10 protein-coding genes are annotated in these 15708 nt (G+C 49.2%); 7 read left to right on the forward strand and 3 right to left on the reverse strand.

Annotation, left to right across the window (positions count from 1 at the left end; all coding sequences use genetic code 11):
* Positions 1-218 precede the first annotated feature (218 nt).
* Positions 219-845 carry a Type 1 glutamine amidotransferase-like domain-containing protein gene (locus ABEQ74_RS07255; protein ID WP_430120971.1) on the reverse strand — a complete coding sequence of 209 codons (627 nt, stop codon included), beginning with the start codon at positions 843-845 and terminating at the stop codon, positions 219-221.
* A gap of 536 nt (positions 846-1381) precedes the next feature.
* On the opposite strand from ABEQ74_RS07255, the gene ABEQ74_RS07260 reads away from it, so the two are divergent.
* Both ABEQ74_RS07260 and ABEQ74_RS07265 read left to right on the forward strand, forming a co-directional pair.
* Positions 1382-2890 carry an MFS transporter gene (locus tag ABEQ74_RS07260; RefSeq protein WP_430120973.1) on the forward strand — a complete coding sequence of 503 codons (1509 nt, stop codon included), beginning with the start codon at positions 1382-1384 and terminating at the stop codon, positions 2888-2890.
* A gap of 261 nt (positions 2891-3151) precedes the next feature.
* Positions 3152-3694: a TetR family transcriptional regulator gene (locus ABEQ74_RS07265; RefSeq protein WP_430121308.1), complete on the forward strand. Its 543-nt coding sequence runs from the start codon at positions 3152-3154 to the stop codon at positions 3692-3694.
* 68 nt (positions 3695-3762) lie between these two features.
* Here the strand turns inward: ABEQ74_RS07265 and ABEQ74_RS07270 are convergent, their stop codons facing one another.
* Both ABEQ74_RS07270 and ABEQ74_RS07275 read right to left on the reverse strand, forming a co-directional pair.
* Positions 3763-4149: a hypothetical protein gene (locus ABEQ74_RS07270; protein WP_430120975.1), complete on the reverse strand. Its 387-nt coding sequence runs from the start codon at positions 4147-4149 to the stop codon at positions 3763-3765.
* 188 nt (positions 4150-4337) lie between these two features.
* Positions 4338-5000, reverse strand: coding sequence for a M50 family metallopeptidase (locus tag ABEQ74_RS07275; RefSeq protein ID WP_053490531.1), 663 nt, complete (start codon positions 4998-5000; stop codon positions 4338-4340).
* Between the two features lie 139 nt (positions 5001-5139).
* Between ABEQ74_RS07275 and ABEQ74_RS07280 the strand changes: the two genes are divergently transcribed.
* From ABEQ74_RS07280 to ABEQ74_RS07300, 5 genes are all read left to right on the forward strand, one after another.
* Complete coding sequence (locus tag ABEQ74_RS07280) at positions 5140-7275, forward strand: TerB N-terminal domain-containing protein (protein WP_430120977.1); 2136 nt, start codon at positions 5140-5142, stop codon at positions 7273-7275.
* 63 nt (positions 7276-7338) lie between these two features.
* Positions 7339-8676, forward strand: a complete 1338-nt coding sequence (locus ABEQ74_RS07285) for an ATP-binding protein (RefSeq protein ID WP_430120979.1) — start codon at positions 7339-7341, stop codon at positions 8674-8676.
* The gene (locus tag ABEQ74_RS07290) at positions 8673-10874 is read left to right on the forward strand and encodes a DEAD/DEAH box helicase (protein WP_430120981.1); all 2202 of its coding nucleotides are present in this window, start codon (positions 8673-8675) and stop codon (positions 10872-10874) included. Before ABEQ74_RS07285 ends, ABEQ74_RS07290 begins: the two co-directional genes overlap by 4 nt.
* A 439-nt stretch (positions 10875-11313) precedes the next feature.
* A complete protein-coding gene (locus ABEQ74_RS07295) occupies positions 11314-12258 on the forward strand; it encodes a copper amine oxidase N-terminal domain-containing protein (protein ID WP_430120983.1) in 945 nt (314 codons plus the stop codon).
* 62 nt (positions 12259-12320) lie between these two features.
* On the forward strand, positions 12321-15539 hold the full coding sequence (locus ABEQ74_RS07300; protein WP_430121310.1) for a DUF5704 domain-containing protein: 3219 nt from the start codon (positions 12321-12323) through the stop codon (positions 15537-15539).
* Positions 15540-15708 lie beyond the last annotated feature (169 nt).

Raw genomic sequence — 15708 nt, forward strand, 5'->3', positions numbered from 1 at the left:
TTCGGCAATTTCAGCTAACGTTGTTGTATTCACGAACCCGAAAGGCTTAAAGTAGCGTCAGCGACTGGGTCGAAGACTTAGCCTTGCAGGAGTTGTCTGCCGGATACTACTTCCTCGAAATCCCTCTGGCAGACCAAGGGGTGTAGCCCCGCAGCGTGAATATGGTGTTAGCAGATGTCAGGGGCTTCTTCGAGCTACTTTCAATGAATTCACGACTTTCAATGTGCTTGGTTCATTAAGATTGAGATATATTCTTCATCTTTAAGCCTTGTCACCTTACAGTTCTCATTGGATTCAAATTCTACTATTCTCTCTTCAATTGTTTTATTAGTACTATCTTTAAATACGTCCTCTCTATCATAGTGAGGAAAAATAAGCTTGTCGGTTACACCTAATGCCTTAAAATCCGTTAAATCCATTGTGTTCATCTGTGGAGTAAAGAAATCGACAATGTTAATATTCGGCCCCAGTAATAACGCTCCAGCACTTACTCCAATTATAATTACATTCTGTGCGGCCAGTGTTTTAATAATTTCATCAGCACCACTTTTCTTAGCGTAATACAATAATGTAAATGGATTTCCACCATTGATATATATAACATCTCTATGGATGAGAATTTGCGGGTCATCAAATTCTATATCTACAAAATTAATATGCTGAAACCCCATGTCCTTGAAATCTTGCATTGCCATTTGTGCATATTTATTATTTTCTTTCATAGGGGATGCTGTTGTAATAATAGAGACCTTTAATTGAGAAATATCTCTATCAATAAAATCCAGAAATTGGTTTTTAATATCTTCAGTATAAAAACCACAAGAGGTTAGTAACAAGCTACTCATTGAAATCCCCGTCCTTAAATAGTTTATCTAATCTTTATAATTTAATTAAGTATTCCCCTGATTTCTGCTAACGTCTTTTCCACGAATTCACCCATATCGCATGCAGAAACAAATGGACGAATTCGTCTAACTCCGTACTTACATATATTAGACGAAGAGGAGGTCAATCCTCCTCTATTCTCGACAGAATTCTTCACATGAGATGGTTCTGGAGTCACAGAATCGTTCATGAATATGCCTCCAGGCAGGTCGTATTTTTCACAAAAAGGGTGGGATAGTGTTCGTGACCATGGTTCTCAGAGACTATTCGGCTATAGCACAGCTAAAGCAAAATACAGCGCAAGTGAATGAAGCACACACGAAAAAGCCATCCCTTCGATTGAGCGAAGGGATGGCTTTTTTGTGCGATATTTTGACCCTAAAGCCAAAGTGTATGAATTCCCCAAATAATTTATTGACAGTTAGAATCAAATGACATAAACTCTCAATTGATTGTAAGTGCCAATATAATCCAATATTGAAAGGTGGTAACTTCCATGAACAGTCAATACAAACGAAGATGGTGGGTGTTGGGGGCACTTGCCATAGGCATACTCGCAGTGGGTTTGGACATGACGATCCTCAACCTTGCTTTGCCTATTTTAGCTACAGACATGCAGGCAACGAATGGGGAGCTTCAATGGTTTGCGGATGCGTACAATCTTGTATTTGCGGCAGCGCTGCTTCCGGCAGGTTTACTGGGGGATCGGTTAGGGCGTAAAAAGATGCTCATCATCGGGCTGATTATTTTCGGAGCCGCATCGTTAGTGTGTGCTTATTCTAGTTCCCCTTGGGAGCTCATAACAGGACGTGCTTTACTAGGACTTGGCGCCGCACTGTTGGTACCCTTGTCTATGTCCATCATACCCGTGATGTTTTCTGAAAAAGAACGACCTAAGGCAATAGGAGTTTGGATGATGGCTAACGCTTTTGGTATTCCGCTCGGTCCAGTTCTAGGTGGATGGTTACTCGATAATTACTGGTGGGGGTCCGTGTTTCTTATTAATATTCCGCTCATAGTTATCGCTCTGTTTGCAGTTTCTTTCCTTCTGCCAGAATCCCGAGGCTTACAGAATCAAAGGTTGGATCTCATCGGAATACTGACTTCAAGTGTCGGTCTAGTCGGTGTAACCTACGGCGTAATCGAAGTGGGGGAAAGAGGCTGGGGGGATATCACAGCAATGACTACAATCCTCACAGGACTATTACTTCTAGTGGTCTTTATCGTATGGGAGCGCCGAACGAGTCATCCGCTTATAGATCCTGCTTTGTTCCGTTCGCGAAGCTTCACCTGGGGGACTGTATTGGCGACGGTTGTTTCTTTTGCCATGTTTGGGGTGTTGTTTGTCATGCCGCAATACTTCCAAGCGGTAGAAGGGGTGGATGCATTAAGTGCAGGGTTACGATTATTGCCGCTCGTAGGCGGGCTATTGATTGGATCACAAGTATCTGATCTGCTCCAGTCCCGTTTCGGTACCAAGGTCACTCTTTCATTCGGCTTTTTAGTACTCGGAATTGCTTTGGTTATTGGAGCCAATACGGGTGTTACTAGTGGTTATGGATTTGCCGCGATATGGGTAACCTTTGTCGGACTCGGAATTGGATTTGCACTGCCAGCTGCTATGGATGAGGCAATGTCCGCGCTTACTGCCGAAACAAGTGGTGTGGGTTCAGCGCTCCTCATGGCCTTACGCCAGGTTGGCGGAACGATGGGAGTAGCTATCTTGGGCACCGTACTTAGCAGTGGGTATCGAAGTAAACTGGATTTACAAGGATTACCTGCAGAAGCTGTGGAATCGATACGACGAAACGTATCGGCTGGTGTAGCTGTGGCTCGCCAGATTCAGTCGACCACATTGATAGATTCGGTGAAGTCCGCTTTTGTTCATGGAATGGGAATCACGTTGTGGGTATGCGCAGGGGTTGCAGTTTTGGGTGCTCTCATAACGATGGGATTCGTGAAGACGAGGGTACACCGTAATGAAGTTACGGATGTTGGAGTTTAACACCTTTCAAAATTTGACATACACATTTAAATGGAACAAACTATCACTATATATGTAGACTCGATTAAAATCCTCGCCTTTTGCGGATTCAACCGATCAAGGTCGTTCCCGCGCTAGAGTTGTATTCAGTACCTTCATGCTTGGCGTAAAGAGGGGATGGAGACATGGAGTCTGAACAAACTAGCATTAAGGAGTGAGATTGAAGTGTCAACGAATAATAAAGGGAATGGCGGATTGCGCGAGCGCAAAAAAGCAAAAACCATGGCAAATGTGCAAATGCATGCGCTGCGGCTTTTTCGCGAAATTGGTTACAATGCCACAACTGTGGAGCAGATTGCGGAGGCTGCGGAGATTTCCCCTAGCACTTTTTTTCGGTACTTTTCGACGAAAGAGGATGTGATGATCACAGATAACTATGATCCTCTTCTGATCGCTTCATTTGAGAATCAGCCTCCTGAACTGAGTACACTTCAGGCTGTGAGAAATGCGATGTTATCAGGAATTTCCGAGTTGTCTGCTGATGAGATAAAGACGATGCGCGAGCGAAATCAGCTTATCATGTCAGTTCCTGAACTTAGGGCAGCGACACTGAACAACCTGACTCAGACTATGCAGCTGCTCACAGAGATGATAGCCAAACGTACGGGCCATAAATCTGATGACTTAGCTGTGCGTACATTTGCTGGGGCAGTCGTAGGTGTAAACATCTCGGTGATGTTTTACTGTGCAGAGAATCCTGAGGCGGATTTTGCTAAAATGCTGGATGAAGCCTTGGCTAAATTAGAGGAAGGTTTACCACTGTGAGTGTGTCCCGCAAAAAGTACCCTTAAACTCTAAATAGGCACGAGGCAGCACATGTATGAGTCACCTTTTTAAGGCTTAATATGTGCTTGGGTAGCATACCATCCCCCAGACTTTAGTTTTAGGGTTAATTGGATAGGTTCCCTAAATCCGAAACTATCGTTCTCATATTGTTGTGTTACAAAGACTTTCGAGATGAAAAAGAAATGCAGCGGAAGAACAAATCCTATGCGATGTGATTTCTTGTCGTACGTGAAATTTTCTTCTTTATTAACTCCACGCTCGATTGGGTTGATTTTTTGATATGTGTTTTGGTTCATATAATCCGAATGATCGGTGGCTCCACTCATGGCCTTTTCTAAAATAACCTTTGTGTCATGAGCAATCCATACGCCGAACAAGACATAGGCAACAACAAATAGGACTGTAAGTGAAAGTACAAGCTTTTTTCTTCTCATGTCTATTCCCTCCTGAAGATTGCACCCATCTCTTCTATATAAAACGTATTAAGAACGGAATAGTTATATCTTAATTTAAGGTTAGGATGTCGATTGCTCCTTATGAGATTCGAACCGTTATAAAAAAGCCAGCATCATCCGCATCATGGGATAACGCTGGCTTCTTTGTTGTTTTGCAAACCGCGTATTCATCGCTTCTTCCAGAACAGCTGCAGTGCCGTCTTCGCGCACCACAGGGAGAACAGCAGGAACAGCAGCGCCCAGACGAAGGCCGGGAGAAAGGTCATATTGGCCAGATTCGTGGCGTCGCCTGCTTGCTTGGGCCGGGTCAGCGCCATGGTAAGGAGGGTTAGCGGACTGACCACGGACTCTTCCAGTACGAGAAAGGCAAGCAGCAGGTAATAGAAATTGCGGATCTTTCCACCAATGAAGTAGAAGATCAGATTCACGATCATAAAAATAACGAGCCACCACAATCCGTATCCAGCGCGAACGAAGAAGATGATCATAAGGAGGGCAAGAACGGTAATGGTGATCAGGCCGGTGTCCTGTTTTTTCTTGGCATAGCCGTAGAACATCAGAATGGCGAACAGCGATGCCGACATATAACCTGCCAGCGAGACCACGATCGGACTCCACCCGCCGGAAGCCAGCATGGAATACGTCACGCCGCTGTGATCGGGATTCAGCTCAATGCTGAGCACCCGCCCCGACATCAGAAGGGTCATCACGGCATGCCCCAGCTCATGGATCATCGTATCCAGGATACGGAACCAGGAAGAGAAGGGGATCAGCCTCGTCAGAAAAGCCGCACCCACCAGAAACAACAAAGCTTTCAACCATTTATTCATTCGAAGGTCCTTTCAGCGTAAAGTCGTTCGCTCGACTATCATTCCGTCCATTATAATACAGATAGGAAACATGTGAAAACGAAAGAAGTCCCTACAGGTTAAATGATATAATTGAAGTTGTGACGGAGGTTCATGTTCAATGACAAATGATAAGCCTAACAACGACAATCACATTGATTTGATAAAACATACTACGCACGTGAATGACCAAGGGATTCGTTTTGCCGAATTCGAGCTGGCCGGGGATGAGCAGGACGTGCTGCTGCCGGACAAGCGGGTGGATCTGCAGAATCCGGTGCAGGATCAAGGAGATGCTTCAGCAACAACGAAGAAATCTTTGATTGTGGAACCACAGCAATCACTGAGTATCAATTGGGATGAGGACTTCCGCTACGTGACCAAGGAGCAGCAATTCGTGCAGAAAGCAAGGGAGCTCGCCTGGCATGTGGAGGGGGAGACCCTTTTTGTACCTTTCAAAAGCTATTGGCCGACCTACGACCAGATGGCCAGCGACCAGTTCAAATGGTATTTTTACTGGCGTGAGGAAGTAAGATCCGGGCGATACCCGGATACGGACTTGTCCTATTTGTTTGTTTATTTTTACGAGCTGATCCATGGGGTGGGCTGGAGCGATCCCGTGCAGGGCTATGAGTTGATGGAGCAGGCATGGACGGCCTACCGCAAGCGGTATACCAAGCTGGATACGTACCTGCGGGAGTGGCTATATGATTTTATGATCGTGCATAGCCTGGATATGCCGATTCGGGAAACGTACGCGCGCTTTCCGCGCGTTTTATCCAGTGAGCTGAAGGAGAGGGAATGGAAGCGCCGGTTCTCCCTCCAGCCGATAGAGCTGACATGGGACCTGCTGCTGGACCTGCTGGATTATGACGTGGAGAAGAGCCGTTTTTACCAGGAGGAAGGCCGCAAGGATCTGGAACAATATGCCCCCAAAGTCATTGCACTCGTGGACAGCTATTGGGATAAAATCAAGGGGTTGCGCTTCATCGACCACTTTCAGCCCCGGCCCCGGCAGGTGAAACGGCATTTATTTCGCAGTGCGGTCTACGATCATGGATTATACGGGCGAAGCGTCGTGCTGACGGTGGTGTCCTTAAGCGAGTATGCACCTCTGCGTTCCTATATAACAGCGCTGGTTCGCTTGACCGAGAATAAACTGCGGGAGCTGAGAGGTTTTAAGGGACGGCTGCGCGGCCCCGATGTGGTGGATCCCGAAATCGTAGAGATTATCACCCGTTATTTGAAAAAAGAGATTCAGGAGCAGATAGAGGCCCAACGCGTACAAGCGATACCTGAGGTTCAGATCGATACAGGGAAGCTGCGCAGATTACAGCAAGAGTCGGACCAGGTCCGCGACATGCTGCTTACGGAGGAAGCCTTGCAGCAGGCTGAAGTAATCAGCAGCAAGCCAGAGCGGGAGCCAGCCCCGTTAGCAGAAGCTTACTCAGGTCACTCCGAAGATACAGATTCGGACACGAACATGGTCGTGTCCACGAGGAAGGGCCGATCATCCAGGAGGTCTGCGGCGAAGAAACCGGATGTATTCCAGGCGGTTATGGATTTTGACGCGGCTCCCTATGAGGTTGATGTCTTGCAGGAGCGTGAGGCGCTTGGCGTCGAAGCTGAAGTTATCGAGAAATCCGATAACTTGGAAGAAACGAGTGCAGGAGTAGTTGTAAACTCCAGTAACTCTGAGGGAGCGAGAGCTGAAGTCCTTATGAACTCCGGGAACTCGGAAGATATGAGAGTAGAAGCCGTTGTGAACTCAAGTAACTCGGAAGAAGCGAGGGCCGAGAGCAGGAGAAGGTCGGAGATGTTAGGCGGCAACGGGACGCACCCGCTGCAATCAACGGACGCTCCAGAAGAGAACGCATCTGCAGCTCAAGCCGATGTTAACCATGTTGTTGCCCATGATGCAAAGTCGCATGACTTGAATGAGGGAATTTCCGAGTCCTCGCCTATAGAAGAAACATTTTTGGGAGAGCAGGAGTGGCAATGGGAAGTGGAGGATGAGGAATGGCAGATGCTCGCAGAGCGTCTCAGTCCTCTCCATCTGGAAGTTCTCCACGCCCTGAAGGCGGGCACAAACCGTTCAGAGATGCAGCGGATTGCGGAGCGGGCTGGTTCCATGCCGGCGCTGCTGCTCGATGAAATCAATGAGGCTGCGATGGATACTATTGGTGATCTTTTGATCGATGGGGAGTCCATTGTAGATGATTATATAGAGATGCTGGATACACTGAAGAACGTGTAACCGGACGGATTGAGATAGACCAGATTCATTTACGTTTGATAGATGCTTGAAAGAGGTGAGATCATGACCGAACTAAAAATACCAAAACGGCTAACAACCGCCCTCGTAAACTCCTTAACGGCAGGGGTCGTGCCGCGGGTGGGACTAGAATTCATCTCTGTTGGCCGGAAGCCGGAGGTGGAGTCTATCCTGCGCGATATGGATAATATCGCCGAGGGTGGTGCAGCTTTCCGCTTGATTACGGGGCGCTACGGAAGCGGCAAAAGCTTCCTGCTGCAGATCATCCGTAACTATGCGATGGACCGCGATTTTGTGGTAGCCGATGCCGATCTGTCGCCGGAGAGGCGGCTTGTAGGTACGAAAGGGCAGGGACTCGCCACATACCGCGAGCTGATGACCCATCTGTCTACGCGAACGCGACCGGACGGGGGCGCTCTGGAGGCCATTTTGCAGAAATGGATCGCCGCGATCCAGCAGGACATCATGCAGGAGACGGGCCTGCGGCCGGACGATCCTGCTCTGAACGAGAAGGTGGAGCTGCAGATCTATGCGGTGACGAACGACATGCAGAATCTGGTGCACGGGTTTGATTTTGCGAAGGTGCTGGCTGCGTACTGGAATGGCTACAAGCTTGGCGACGATGATCGCAAGGGAGCGGCACTGCGCTGGCTCCGTGGAGAAGTCCCGACGAAGACGGAGGCCCGCAAAGACCTTGGCGTCGGGGTCATTATCGATGACGACAACTGGTACGATTATATGAAGCTGTGGTCGGAATTTACGGCGGCCATCGGGTATAAGGGATTGCTGCTGTTTATTGACGAAGGGGTTAATCTCTACAAAATCACCAACAGCGTGTCCCGCCAGAGTAACTACGAGAAGCTGCTGACCATGTTCAATGATACGATGCAGGGCAAAGCGGAGCACCTTGGCATCTACATGGGCGGAACGCCGCAGTTTGTCGAGGATGAGCGCCGGGGGCTGTTCAGTTATGATGCACTGCGCTCCCGCCTGATCGATGGACGTTATGGCAGCAGCTCGCTAAGAACCTACACATCGCCTATCTTAAAGCTGGACATGCTGTCGTACGAGGAGATTTTGATCCTCTTGCAGAAGCTGCGTGACATCCACGCCCTGCACTTCAAATACGAAGCGCAGTTGACGGATGATCAGCTGATTGCGTTCATGCAGACGGCCGTGAACCGGCTGGGTGCAGAGGAGCTGCTGACCACCCGCGAGGTGGTGCGCGACTTCATGGATCTGCTGCATACGCTGCATCAGCATCCCGAAGCCACATTCGAAGAACTGTTGGGAGAACGCGCCGCAGTACAGCCGCAAGGTAAAGGGTCGAATGAAGCGGACTCGGATGATCTGGACGATCTGCTGGCGGAGTTTGAACTATGAGTGCGAACCCTTTTTCCAGACTGGCCCCGTTCATTCAGGAGTTTATTTATAAAAAAAGATGGGACACGCTTCGCGAAGCACAGGTAGAGGCTTGTCGCGTCCTGTTCGATACGCCAAACCATCTGCTGATTGCCTCCGGTACGGCGTCGGGCAAGACCGAAGCCGCCTTTTTTCCGGCATTGACGGAGCTGTATAATCTGCCTTCCAGCTCGGTAGGAATTCTGTATATAGGGCCGCTTAAGGCGCTGATTAACGATCAGTTTGAGCGTATCACCGACCTGTTGAAGGAAGGCCAGGTGCCGGTATGGCATTGGCACGGCGATGTGTCCCAGGCCGAGAAAACCAAGCTGATGCAGAAGCCGTCGGGCGTCCTGCAGATTACGCCGGAGTCGCTTGAGGGGCTCCTGATGAATCGCCCGAATGCGATCCCGGCGCTGTTCCAGGATTTGCGGTATGTCATCATTGACGAGGTGCATGCCTTCATGGGAGCCGACCGCGGTATTCAGGTGTTGAGCCAGCTGACCCGGATCGAGCGGATGGCTTCCTGTTCGCCTCGCCGTATCGGTTTGTCGGCAACGCTCAGTGATTACGAGACCGCCGCCTCCTGGCTCGGTGCGGGTACGAAGAACGCGGTCGAGGTTGTTTCACCGCAAGGGGGACGGAAGCTACGGCTGTCAGTCGAGCATTTCTCTTTCCCCGATGCGCGGGATGAGAAGCAGGCGGAGCAGCTGGAGCTTGCGCGCAAGGCCTACTACGATTTTGTATACGACCACACGCATCTGAAAAAAGCGCTCGTCTTCACCAACAGCCGCTCAGATGCCGAGCTGACCACGCTCGAGCTGCGGCGGATTGCCGCCAAGCGCGAGCAGCGGGATGTCTTCCATGTACATCATGGAAGTATTTCCGCCATGCTGCGCGAGGAAGCCGAAGCCGCGCTCCGCGAAGGCTCGGGACCAGCGGTTGCGGCGGCCACTCTGACGCTCGAGCTCGGCATCGATCTCGGTGAACTCGAGCGAGTGATCCAGCTGGGTGCGCCGTATAGCTGCTCCAGCTTCGTTCAGCGGCTCGGCCGCTCCGGCCGCCGCGGGGATCAAGCCTCCGAGATGATGTTCCTCTGTCCGGAGGACGAGGATGAGGAGGCTATGCTGCCTGCGCGCATGCCATGGATGCTGCTCCGGGCCATTGCGGTCATCGAGCTGTATATTCGCGAGAAGTGGGTTGAACCGCTGGCCTTGCGGAAGAAACCAGTGGGTGTCCTTTATCATCAGACGATGAGCACGCTCAAAAGCATGGGCGAAGCCGAGCCGCCGGATCTGGCGAGAGCGGTGCTGTCGCTCCCGGCTTTCCGCGGAATCGAGCCGGAGGAATACAAGGAGTTCTTGCAGTATTTGCTCCAGACGGATCACATCCAGCGTACGGAAGAAGGCAGCTTGATCATAGGCCTTGGCGGGGAGAAAATCGTCAATAACTACCGTTTCTACGCGGTATTTAAGGACGATGAAGAGCATGTCGTATATAATGGTTCCGAAGAAATCGGATCGATTACGACCGTGCCACCACCGGGCTACTGCTTCTCATTGGCGGGCAAGCTGTGGAAGGTAGAGGAAGTTGATACGAAACATAAGGCGCTGTACGTAAAGTCGGCCAAAGGCAAGGTCGATACGTTGTGGCTTGGTGCAGGCGGCGATGTGCATACCCGCGTGGTGCAGAAGATGCGGGAGGTGCTGGCCGACAGCGCCATCTATCCGTATCTGGCGCCGGGAGCGGTCAATCGCCTAGAACGGGCCCGCCGACTTGCGAGGGAAAGTGGACTGCTGAAGCAGGTAGTCCTACCAGCAGGCGGAGACTCCTTGTTCATCCTGCCTTGGGCAGGCAGCAAGCAGTTCCGCACGCTGGAGCGACTGCTGAAGCATAATCTGTCCGAGCGACTGGCCCTGCGATCTATCGTGCCGATGGAGCCGTATTATATGGTTGTCGCAGGCAAGGTCGATAACGCGACGCTGATGGAGGAAATCAAGAAGGAACTGGCCGAATGCGAGAACGCTGGCGACCTCCTTGACCCGGACGAGGCGCCATATCTCGGCAAATATGACGAATTCGTCCCACCGAAGCTCGTTCGCACCGCTTTTGCCGCCGATGGATTGGATCTGGGTGGATTGGCTGAAGCGCTGGGAGTTTACATGGATGGCCGATTATAAATGAATTCTAACTTATCACGAAGACAATAGAACCCTATCAACCGATATGTGAGCGAATAACTAGAACCCCGAAAGATTCCATTCTTCTAGAATGAACTTTCGGGGTTCTTTCTGTTTTGGAAGGCGAATAACAGTTGAGGGTGACTATCAGACTAGTATAATAATAGGCATATTATACCAAAATATATGTTTTTATGATAAAATAACTATAATTTCTCTCAATATATGTACAAATGTAAGTTTTTGGCCGGATTGAGAGAGGCGGGTGGACGTCCCTAAGCAAGGGCGTAGAAAGGAGATTAGGGGCTCAGTACATAGAGATATGCGTGTAATGTAATGAAATTTATGTAGAATGACGGCAGCGGTACCCAGAATCAATGAGAATGGAATCTGAAGTTGCACAGTTAGAACCGCTTCCCTTATGAAGGAGGATGTAAAGATGAAGCAATGGATCAAAACTATGCTGACTAGTGTATTGACGATAAGTATGTGCTTAGGTTTATCGGGAACGATTGAAGGAGCAAGCCCGCCAACACAGGTTGAAGTCCTCTTGAATGCGAAGAAAATGAATTTTCCAGATGCGAAGCCGTTTCAGGACGGCCAAGGCAGTGTGATGGTTCCAATTCGCTTCGTGTCCGAAGCACTTGGGGGAAAGGTAAGTCACAGCAAAAGCGGCGGTAAAACGGTTGTGGAAGTCGTAAAAGGCGATGATACCGTTACGATGACCGTCGGCCAAACAACTGCCCTCGTGAATGGGAAGTCCAAAGACTACGGCACAAAAGTTATCCTGAAGCAAAATCGGACCTTTGTGCCGCTGCGTCTGGTGAGCGAAGGCCTGGGCGAGAAAGTAGAATGGGACAAAGTCGGCCGATGGGTCTGGATCGGATCCAAGGGTATTCCGAACTCTGATGATCCGGAATTTAAGCTTCAGCCGATGAGTAAGTTCGATGCTTATTACAAGAAAAGTACGAACATGAATACAAATATGAAGGGCGAATTATATAAAGGGGTAAAGCTGATCACTCCTAATGATTTACCAATAAAACTGGGTGAAGGACCGACCCTATACAGTATAAGTATGGAAAAATCGCATGGAAAGGATTATCTTGCTGTGCGTGGAACAGAAAGTGGACTGCCGATCTATCTACTGGTAAAAAACGACTTTGTGAAGCATCGTGGGGCTATTCTTTCTGCCTTTGAAGATCATGGTGATGGAACAGGTACAAACTTTCACGGTATTAAAGTCAGAGGGGATAAATTTCAAAACGGAGAATATATCGAGAATTTTGACTGGACTACATTTAATCTAAATACAGCAGACTATATTGCTTTCGGTTCATCTCATATGGACTATATCGTAGCGATGATTAATCCGTTTAAATAAGGAGGAAAGCAAATGTGAGAAAAAAATCGCTTTTTGCCTTTCTCAGTCTGGTTCTTTTATTCATGCAATTTACTCCGTCTAAGGCCGATGCAATAGGTTTTTCCCGATTGTACCAAGATCCCAATAATGAAAATGTCTATTACTTCGTTGGAATGGGTTGGATTGATGTTTGGAAAAACGCTGCTGGTGTTTGGACCAATGGAGGAAAGAGGCCAGGGCAACGATATGATCTTGATCCAATCGTTTATGATTTTGATTTTAGTTCATCCAGAAAAGTAAAAGATCTTTCGGTTGAAAAATATGATTACGATGGTCAATACTCAATGGAAATTTTCATCGCTTCTCGCGGAGCTGATATGGGGAATAACCGAGAATATTATAAAAATGCGACTTCCTCCTCATACAGCATCAGACCCGACCGGTGGACTGGTAAAGGAACCAGCTCAGCATCTGTTACGATCAACATAAACGCTTTATTGCATGCCCAAGGAGAAGCTATCGATCGTGTAGAGGAAGAAGAAAAAAACGGACAAACCTTCGATCCCAACGTTGAAGGTTACAGGTATTACTTCCCGATCAAATTCCGGATTGAGCTCGAGCCAACAGAGGGAAAAGCTATCATTAAGCACTATACAACTACAGGGAGACCACTTAACGGTGTACCGGGATTTACTGATTGGGAGGAAAAGCTGGAGAAAGATAAGCCGTATGCTTTTACACATACGCCGGGGAATGCTGACTATACATACGAAGGACATAAGAAAAGCACGGTCTCAGCTCCAAGCGGGGGCTCTCCTTCACCGGGTGATCCGTACGAATTCACCTATGATGGATCGTTCCCAATTTATTACTTATATTTCTACTACAAACCGACCAATCCGACTAAGCCAGACCCTGACCCGCCAACCGCTTCGTGTACCCCACCGGCTCCAGGTACGAAGATGGATGGCCGGTATATGGACTCGGAAGTATCAGCCAAAATATTAGCCGATCAGCGTGGTCGGGAGAGGTTTGATGTTCTCCAGGGGATACCGACGTCCGAAAGTCTGTACGGAAATATCATTTCGCTTAATTATTTGTTTCAGCATTCATTTGTCAATATGACCGGAAGTTGCACGTTTGAGGTTAACGTGGAGAAGACATGGACGTTGAGCTGGGATCCGGGTAAGCCGGGACCTAAGGGCCCGGATGGCAAACCGACGACGGTACCGGATCCGCAGTCGGAAGAAGAGACGGTTACACAGCGATATTCTGTGGAACGTCCCTACTCATACTGGGTGATTGATAACCTGGAAGTCTATAAAATCGATCAGGGCACACTTAGTAATTACGCGCTGCCTGGCGGGCAGATTACGATCCAACCGCAAGGATACCAGCCGCCGCAGTATTCAACGAATGCGTCCGGAGCCTTCTATCCTCCGTCACCGCCCGATCCGATCGTAGCGCCTTCGGGGTCTCATGGAGGCAGTTCCTTTAAATCGAAGCCGTCTCCACCAAATGAGAATTTGCAGAGCGTGGCCGAGGCCGCCGTTGATAAAGTGGAGGTTACCAATGACTCTCTGATTTTTAACGGAACAACCATCATGAATCCAGTTCGCGTTCAGGAAAGCGGACCGGCCCCGGGCAGCGTACCTGCTCCGACACGCATTAATGACCAAGTGCTTTACAAGCCCAACAATATGATCAGTAGTGATAAGGTCAACAGAGCTAATACGCCGAGCAGTGGGACAATCCACTACGGTTTGTTACCTGGAAATATTAATGGCGGCAGCAATAAGCAATTCCCGATCAGCCCCATCAATACTGTCACGGTCCATACGCCAGTGGTCAATTACTCCTCAGTGACGGATGATCAGGCCCACAACCAGAAGACGACCCCGAACCGGAGTCGGTCCGCCTTCATATTGGATCGCCCGTTCACAGTCCGGATACCTACCTCGGGGCAGCATCGCAATATTCCGGGTTATGGGAACCGGGACTATGCAAAGTATATAAGAGTGAAGCAGGTGTATTTCCCGTTCGATGTGTACAGTGGCGATAAGAGCACATTCTACCCAAAGCATACCTGGATTACGATCCCGACTTCTCAGCTTGATACGGAGTTTTTCCTGCCAGTGTGGGTAGATGAGGGAGATTATGAGGTCTATTTCCGTACCATTGCAGAGAACGCGCCGCCTGATTTCACCACACAGCCCAGTGCCAATCTTGATCTTGCGAACCATGTGGCCACCGATATTGAACCTGTTGAGGTGATCGGCCGGGTGTACGATTTTCATATTACCGATATCGCTGATTATAACTGGGAGACTGTTTTCCGCAAGCAAAAGGGGAACGCGGCTCCAAGCGGAGCATCGTATTGGACCGGTCTGCGTAATATTGACGGAGCGACACGGGGCAATGTGTTGCCATACACATTACCCATTGCACCAGGAAAGCATCCGGCACAAGGGTACAAGAATTCCGCGGTGAAGACGGGGTATCACTTTAAATTCGATCTGAAGACGAAGGGGAATATGTTCCGTTCTCAGGACGGAATCTCGATAACGCCGAGCTTTTATTTCGTTAATAAAGACGGCACCGGACGGCAAGCGGTGGATCTGTATTACCACAGCGGGAACCAGAAGTTCATTCGCATCGGTTCCCCGCAGGACACGGAGAAGCGTTATGTCATTCTGAATGATCGGCTGCGCAATGTTCCGCAAGAGGAGCTGCAGGATACGGCTTCGTATCTGTACAATCATGGCAGCGCACCAGCGGGCATGTCGGCTGCAGCATTCGCCAAGCAGTATATAGAGAAGCTCAGCAAGAGCAAAACCTGGGTTGGCCGATTGGACTGGCTGCTGCTTCCGGCTGATGTGCGAACATTGATGGGACCCAAATCGGGTCTGCCAGCATCGGTTGACGCGGAGCGCGCGAATGCGGCGATTCAGCGCTGGTATGGCGAATACAGCATTCCCTCAGATGTGTATGTGGTGAAGAAGGGAACGAATATCGCGGAATATGGGCGAACGAACCGATTGGATGAGCGTTCCGATATTTTTCTGAAAAAAGGATACATCATCGTAAACTTCAACATCGAGACGATCCGCGACGGCAACACGGCCAGACCCCACTTGCAGTATATTCACGCCCCCTTGATGAATCAGTGGAGGCTTGAAGGATATAATCAAGCGTATCAGGATCCATATGGCAACCGGTTTAACCTGCTGGATGGCGATGTAGTATTCTACCATGGAGACCAATCCAGCAAGAAAGACTTTAACTCCCAAGTGCCTCATTAATCCATAAAAACCCAGAGCTCATAGAGAGCCGCAGGCATGAGAAGCACACAATTATTAGCTCATAAGAAACGCAATAGAAGAAGCCCCTTTCCCAATAGGAGAGGGGCTCTTCATATTATTTTGAAACCCCTTCCAAAAAAAGCATTGTAATCCCCTCGCGTCCATGGTA

The organism is Paenibacillus solani (genome assembly GCF_050475945.1).
Taxonomy (GTDB): Bacteria; Bacillota; Bacilli; order Paenibacillales; family Paenibacillaceae; genus Paenibacillus_AQ; species Paenibacillus_AQ solani_A.

Bases quoted from the DNA above. Each gene is read 5' to 3' on its own strand.
- ABEQ74_RS07255 (WP_430120971.1), bottom strand. From the start codon at position 845: ATGAGTAGCTTGTTACTAACCTCTTGTGGTTTTTATACTGAAGATATT.
- ABEQ74_RS07260 (WP_430120973.1), top strand. From the start codon at position 1,382: ATGAACAGTCAATACAAACGAAGATGGTGGGTGTTGGGGGCACTTGCC.
- ABEQ74_RS07265 (WP_430121308.1), top strand. From the start codon at position 3,152: ATGGCAAATGTGCAAATGCATGCGCTGCGGCTTTTTCGCGAAATTGGT.
- ABEQ74_RS07270 (WP_430120975.1), bottom strand. From the start codon at position 4,149: ATGAGAAGAAAAAAGCTTGTACTTTCACTTACAGTCCTATTTGTTGTT.
- ABEQ74_RS07275 (WP_053490531.1), bottom strand. From the start codon at position 5,000: ATGAATAAATGGTTGAAAGCTTTGTTGTTTCTGGTGGGTGCGGCTTTT.
- ABEQ74_RS07280 (WP_430120977.1), top strand. From the start codon at position 5,140: ATGACAAATGATAAGCCTAACAACGACAATCACATTGATTTGATAAAA.
- ABEQ74_RS07285 (WP_430120979.1), top strand. From the start codon at position 7,339: ATGACCGAACTAAAAATACCAAAACGGCTAACAACCGCCCTCGTAAAC.
- ABEQ74_RS07290 (WP_430120981.1), top strand. From the start codon at position 8,673: ATGAGTGCGAACCCTTTTTCCAGACTGGCCCCGTTCATTCAGGAGTTT.
- ABEQ74_RS07295 (WP_430120983.1), top strand. From the start codon at position 11,314: ATGAAGCAATGGATCAAAACTATGCTGACTAGTGTATTGACGATAAGT.
- ABEQ74_RS07300 (WP_430121310.1), top strand. From the start codon at position 12,321: ATGCAATTTACTCCGTCTAAGGCCGATGCAATAGGTTTTTCCCGATTG.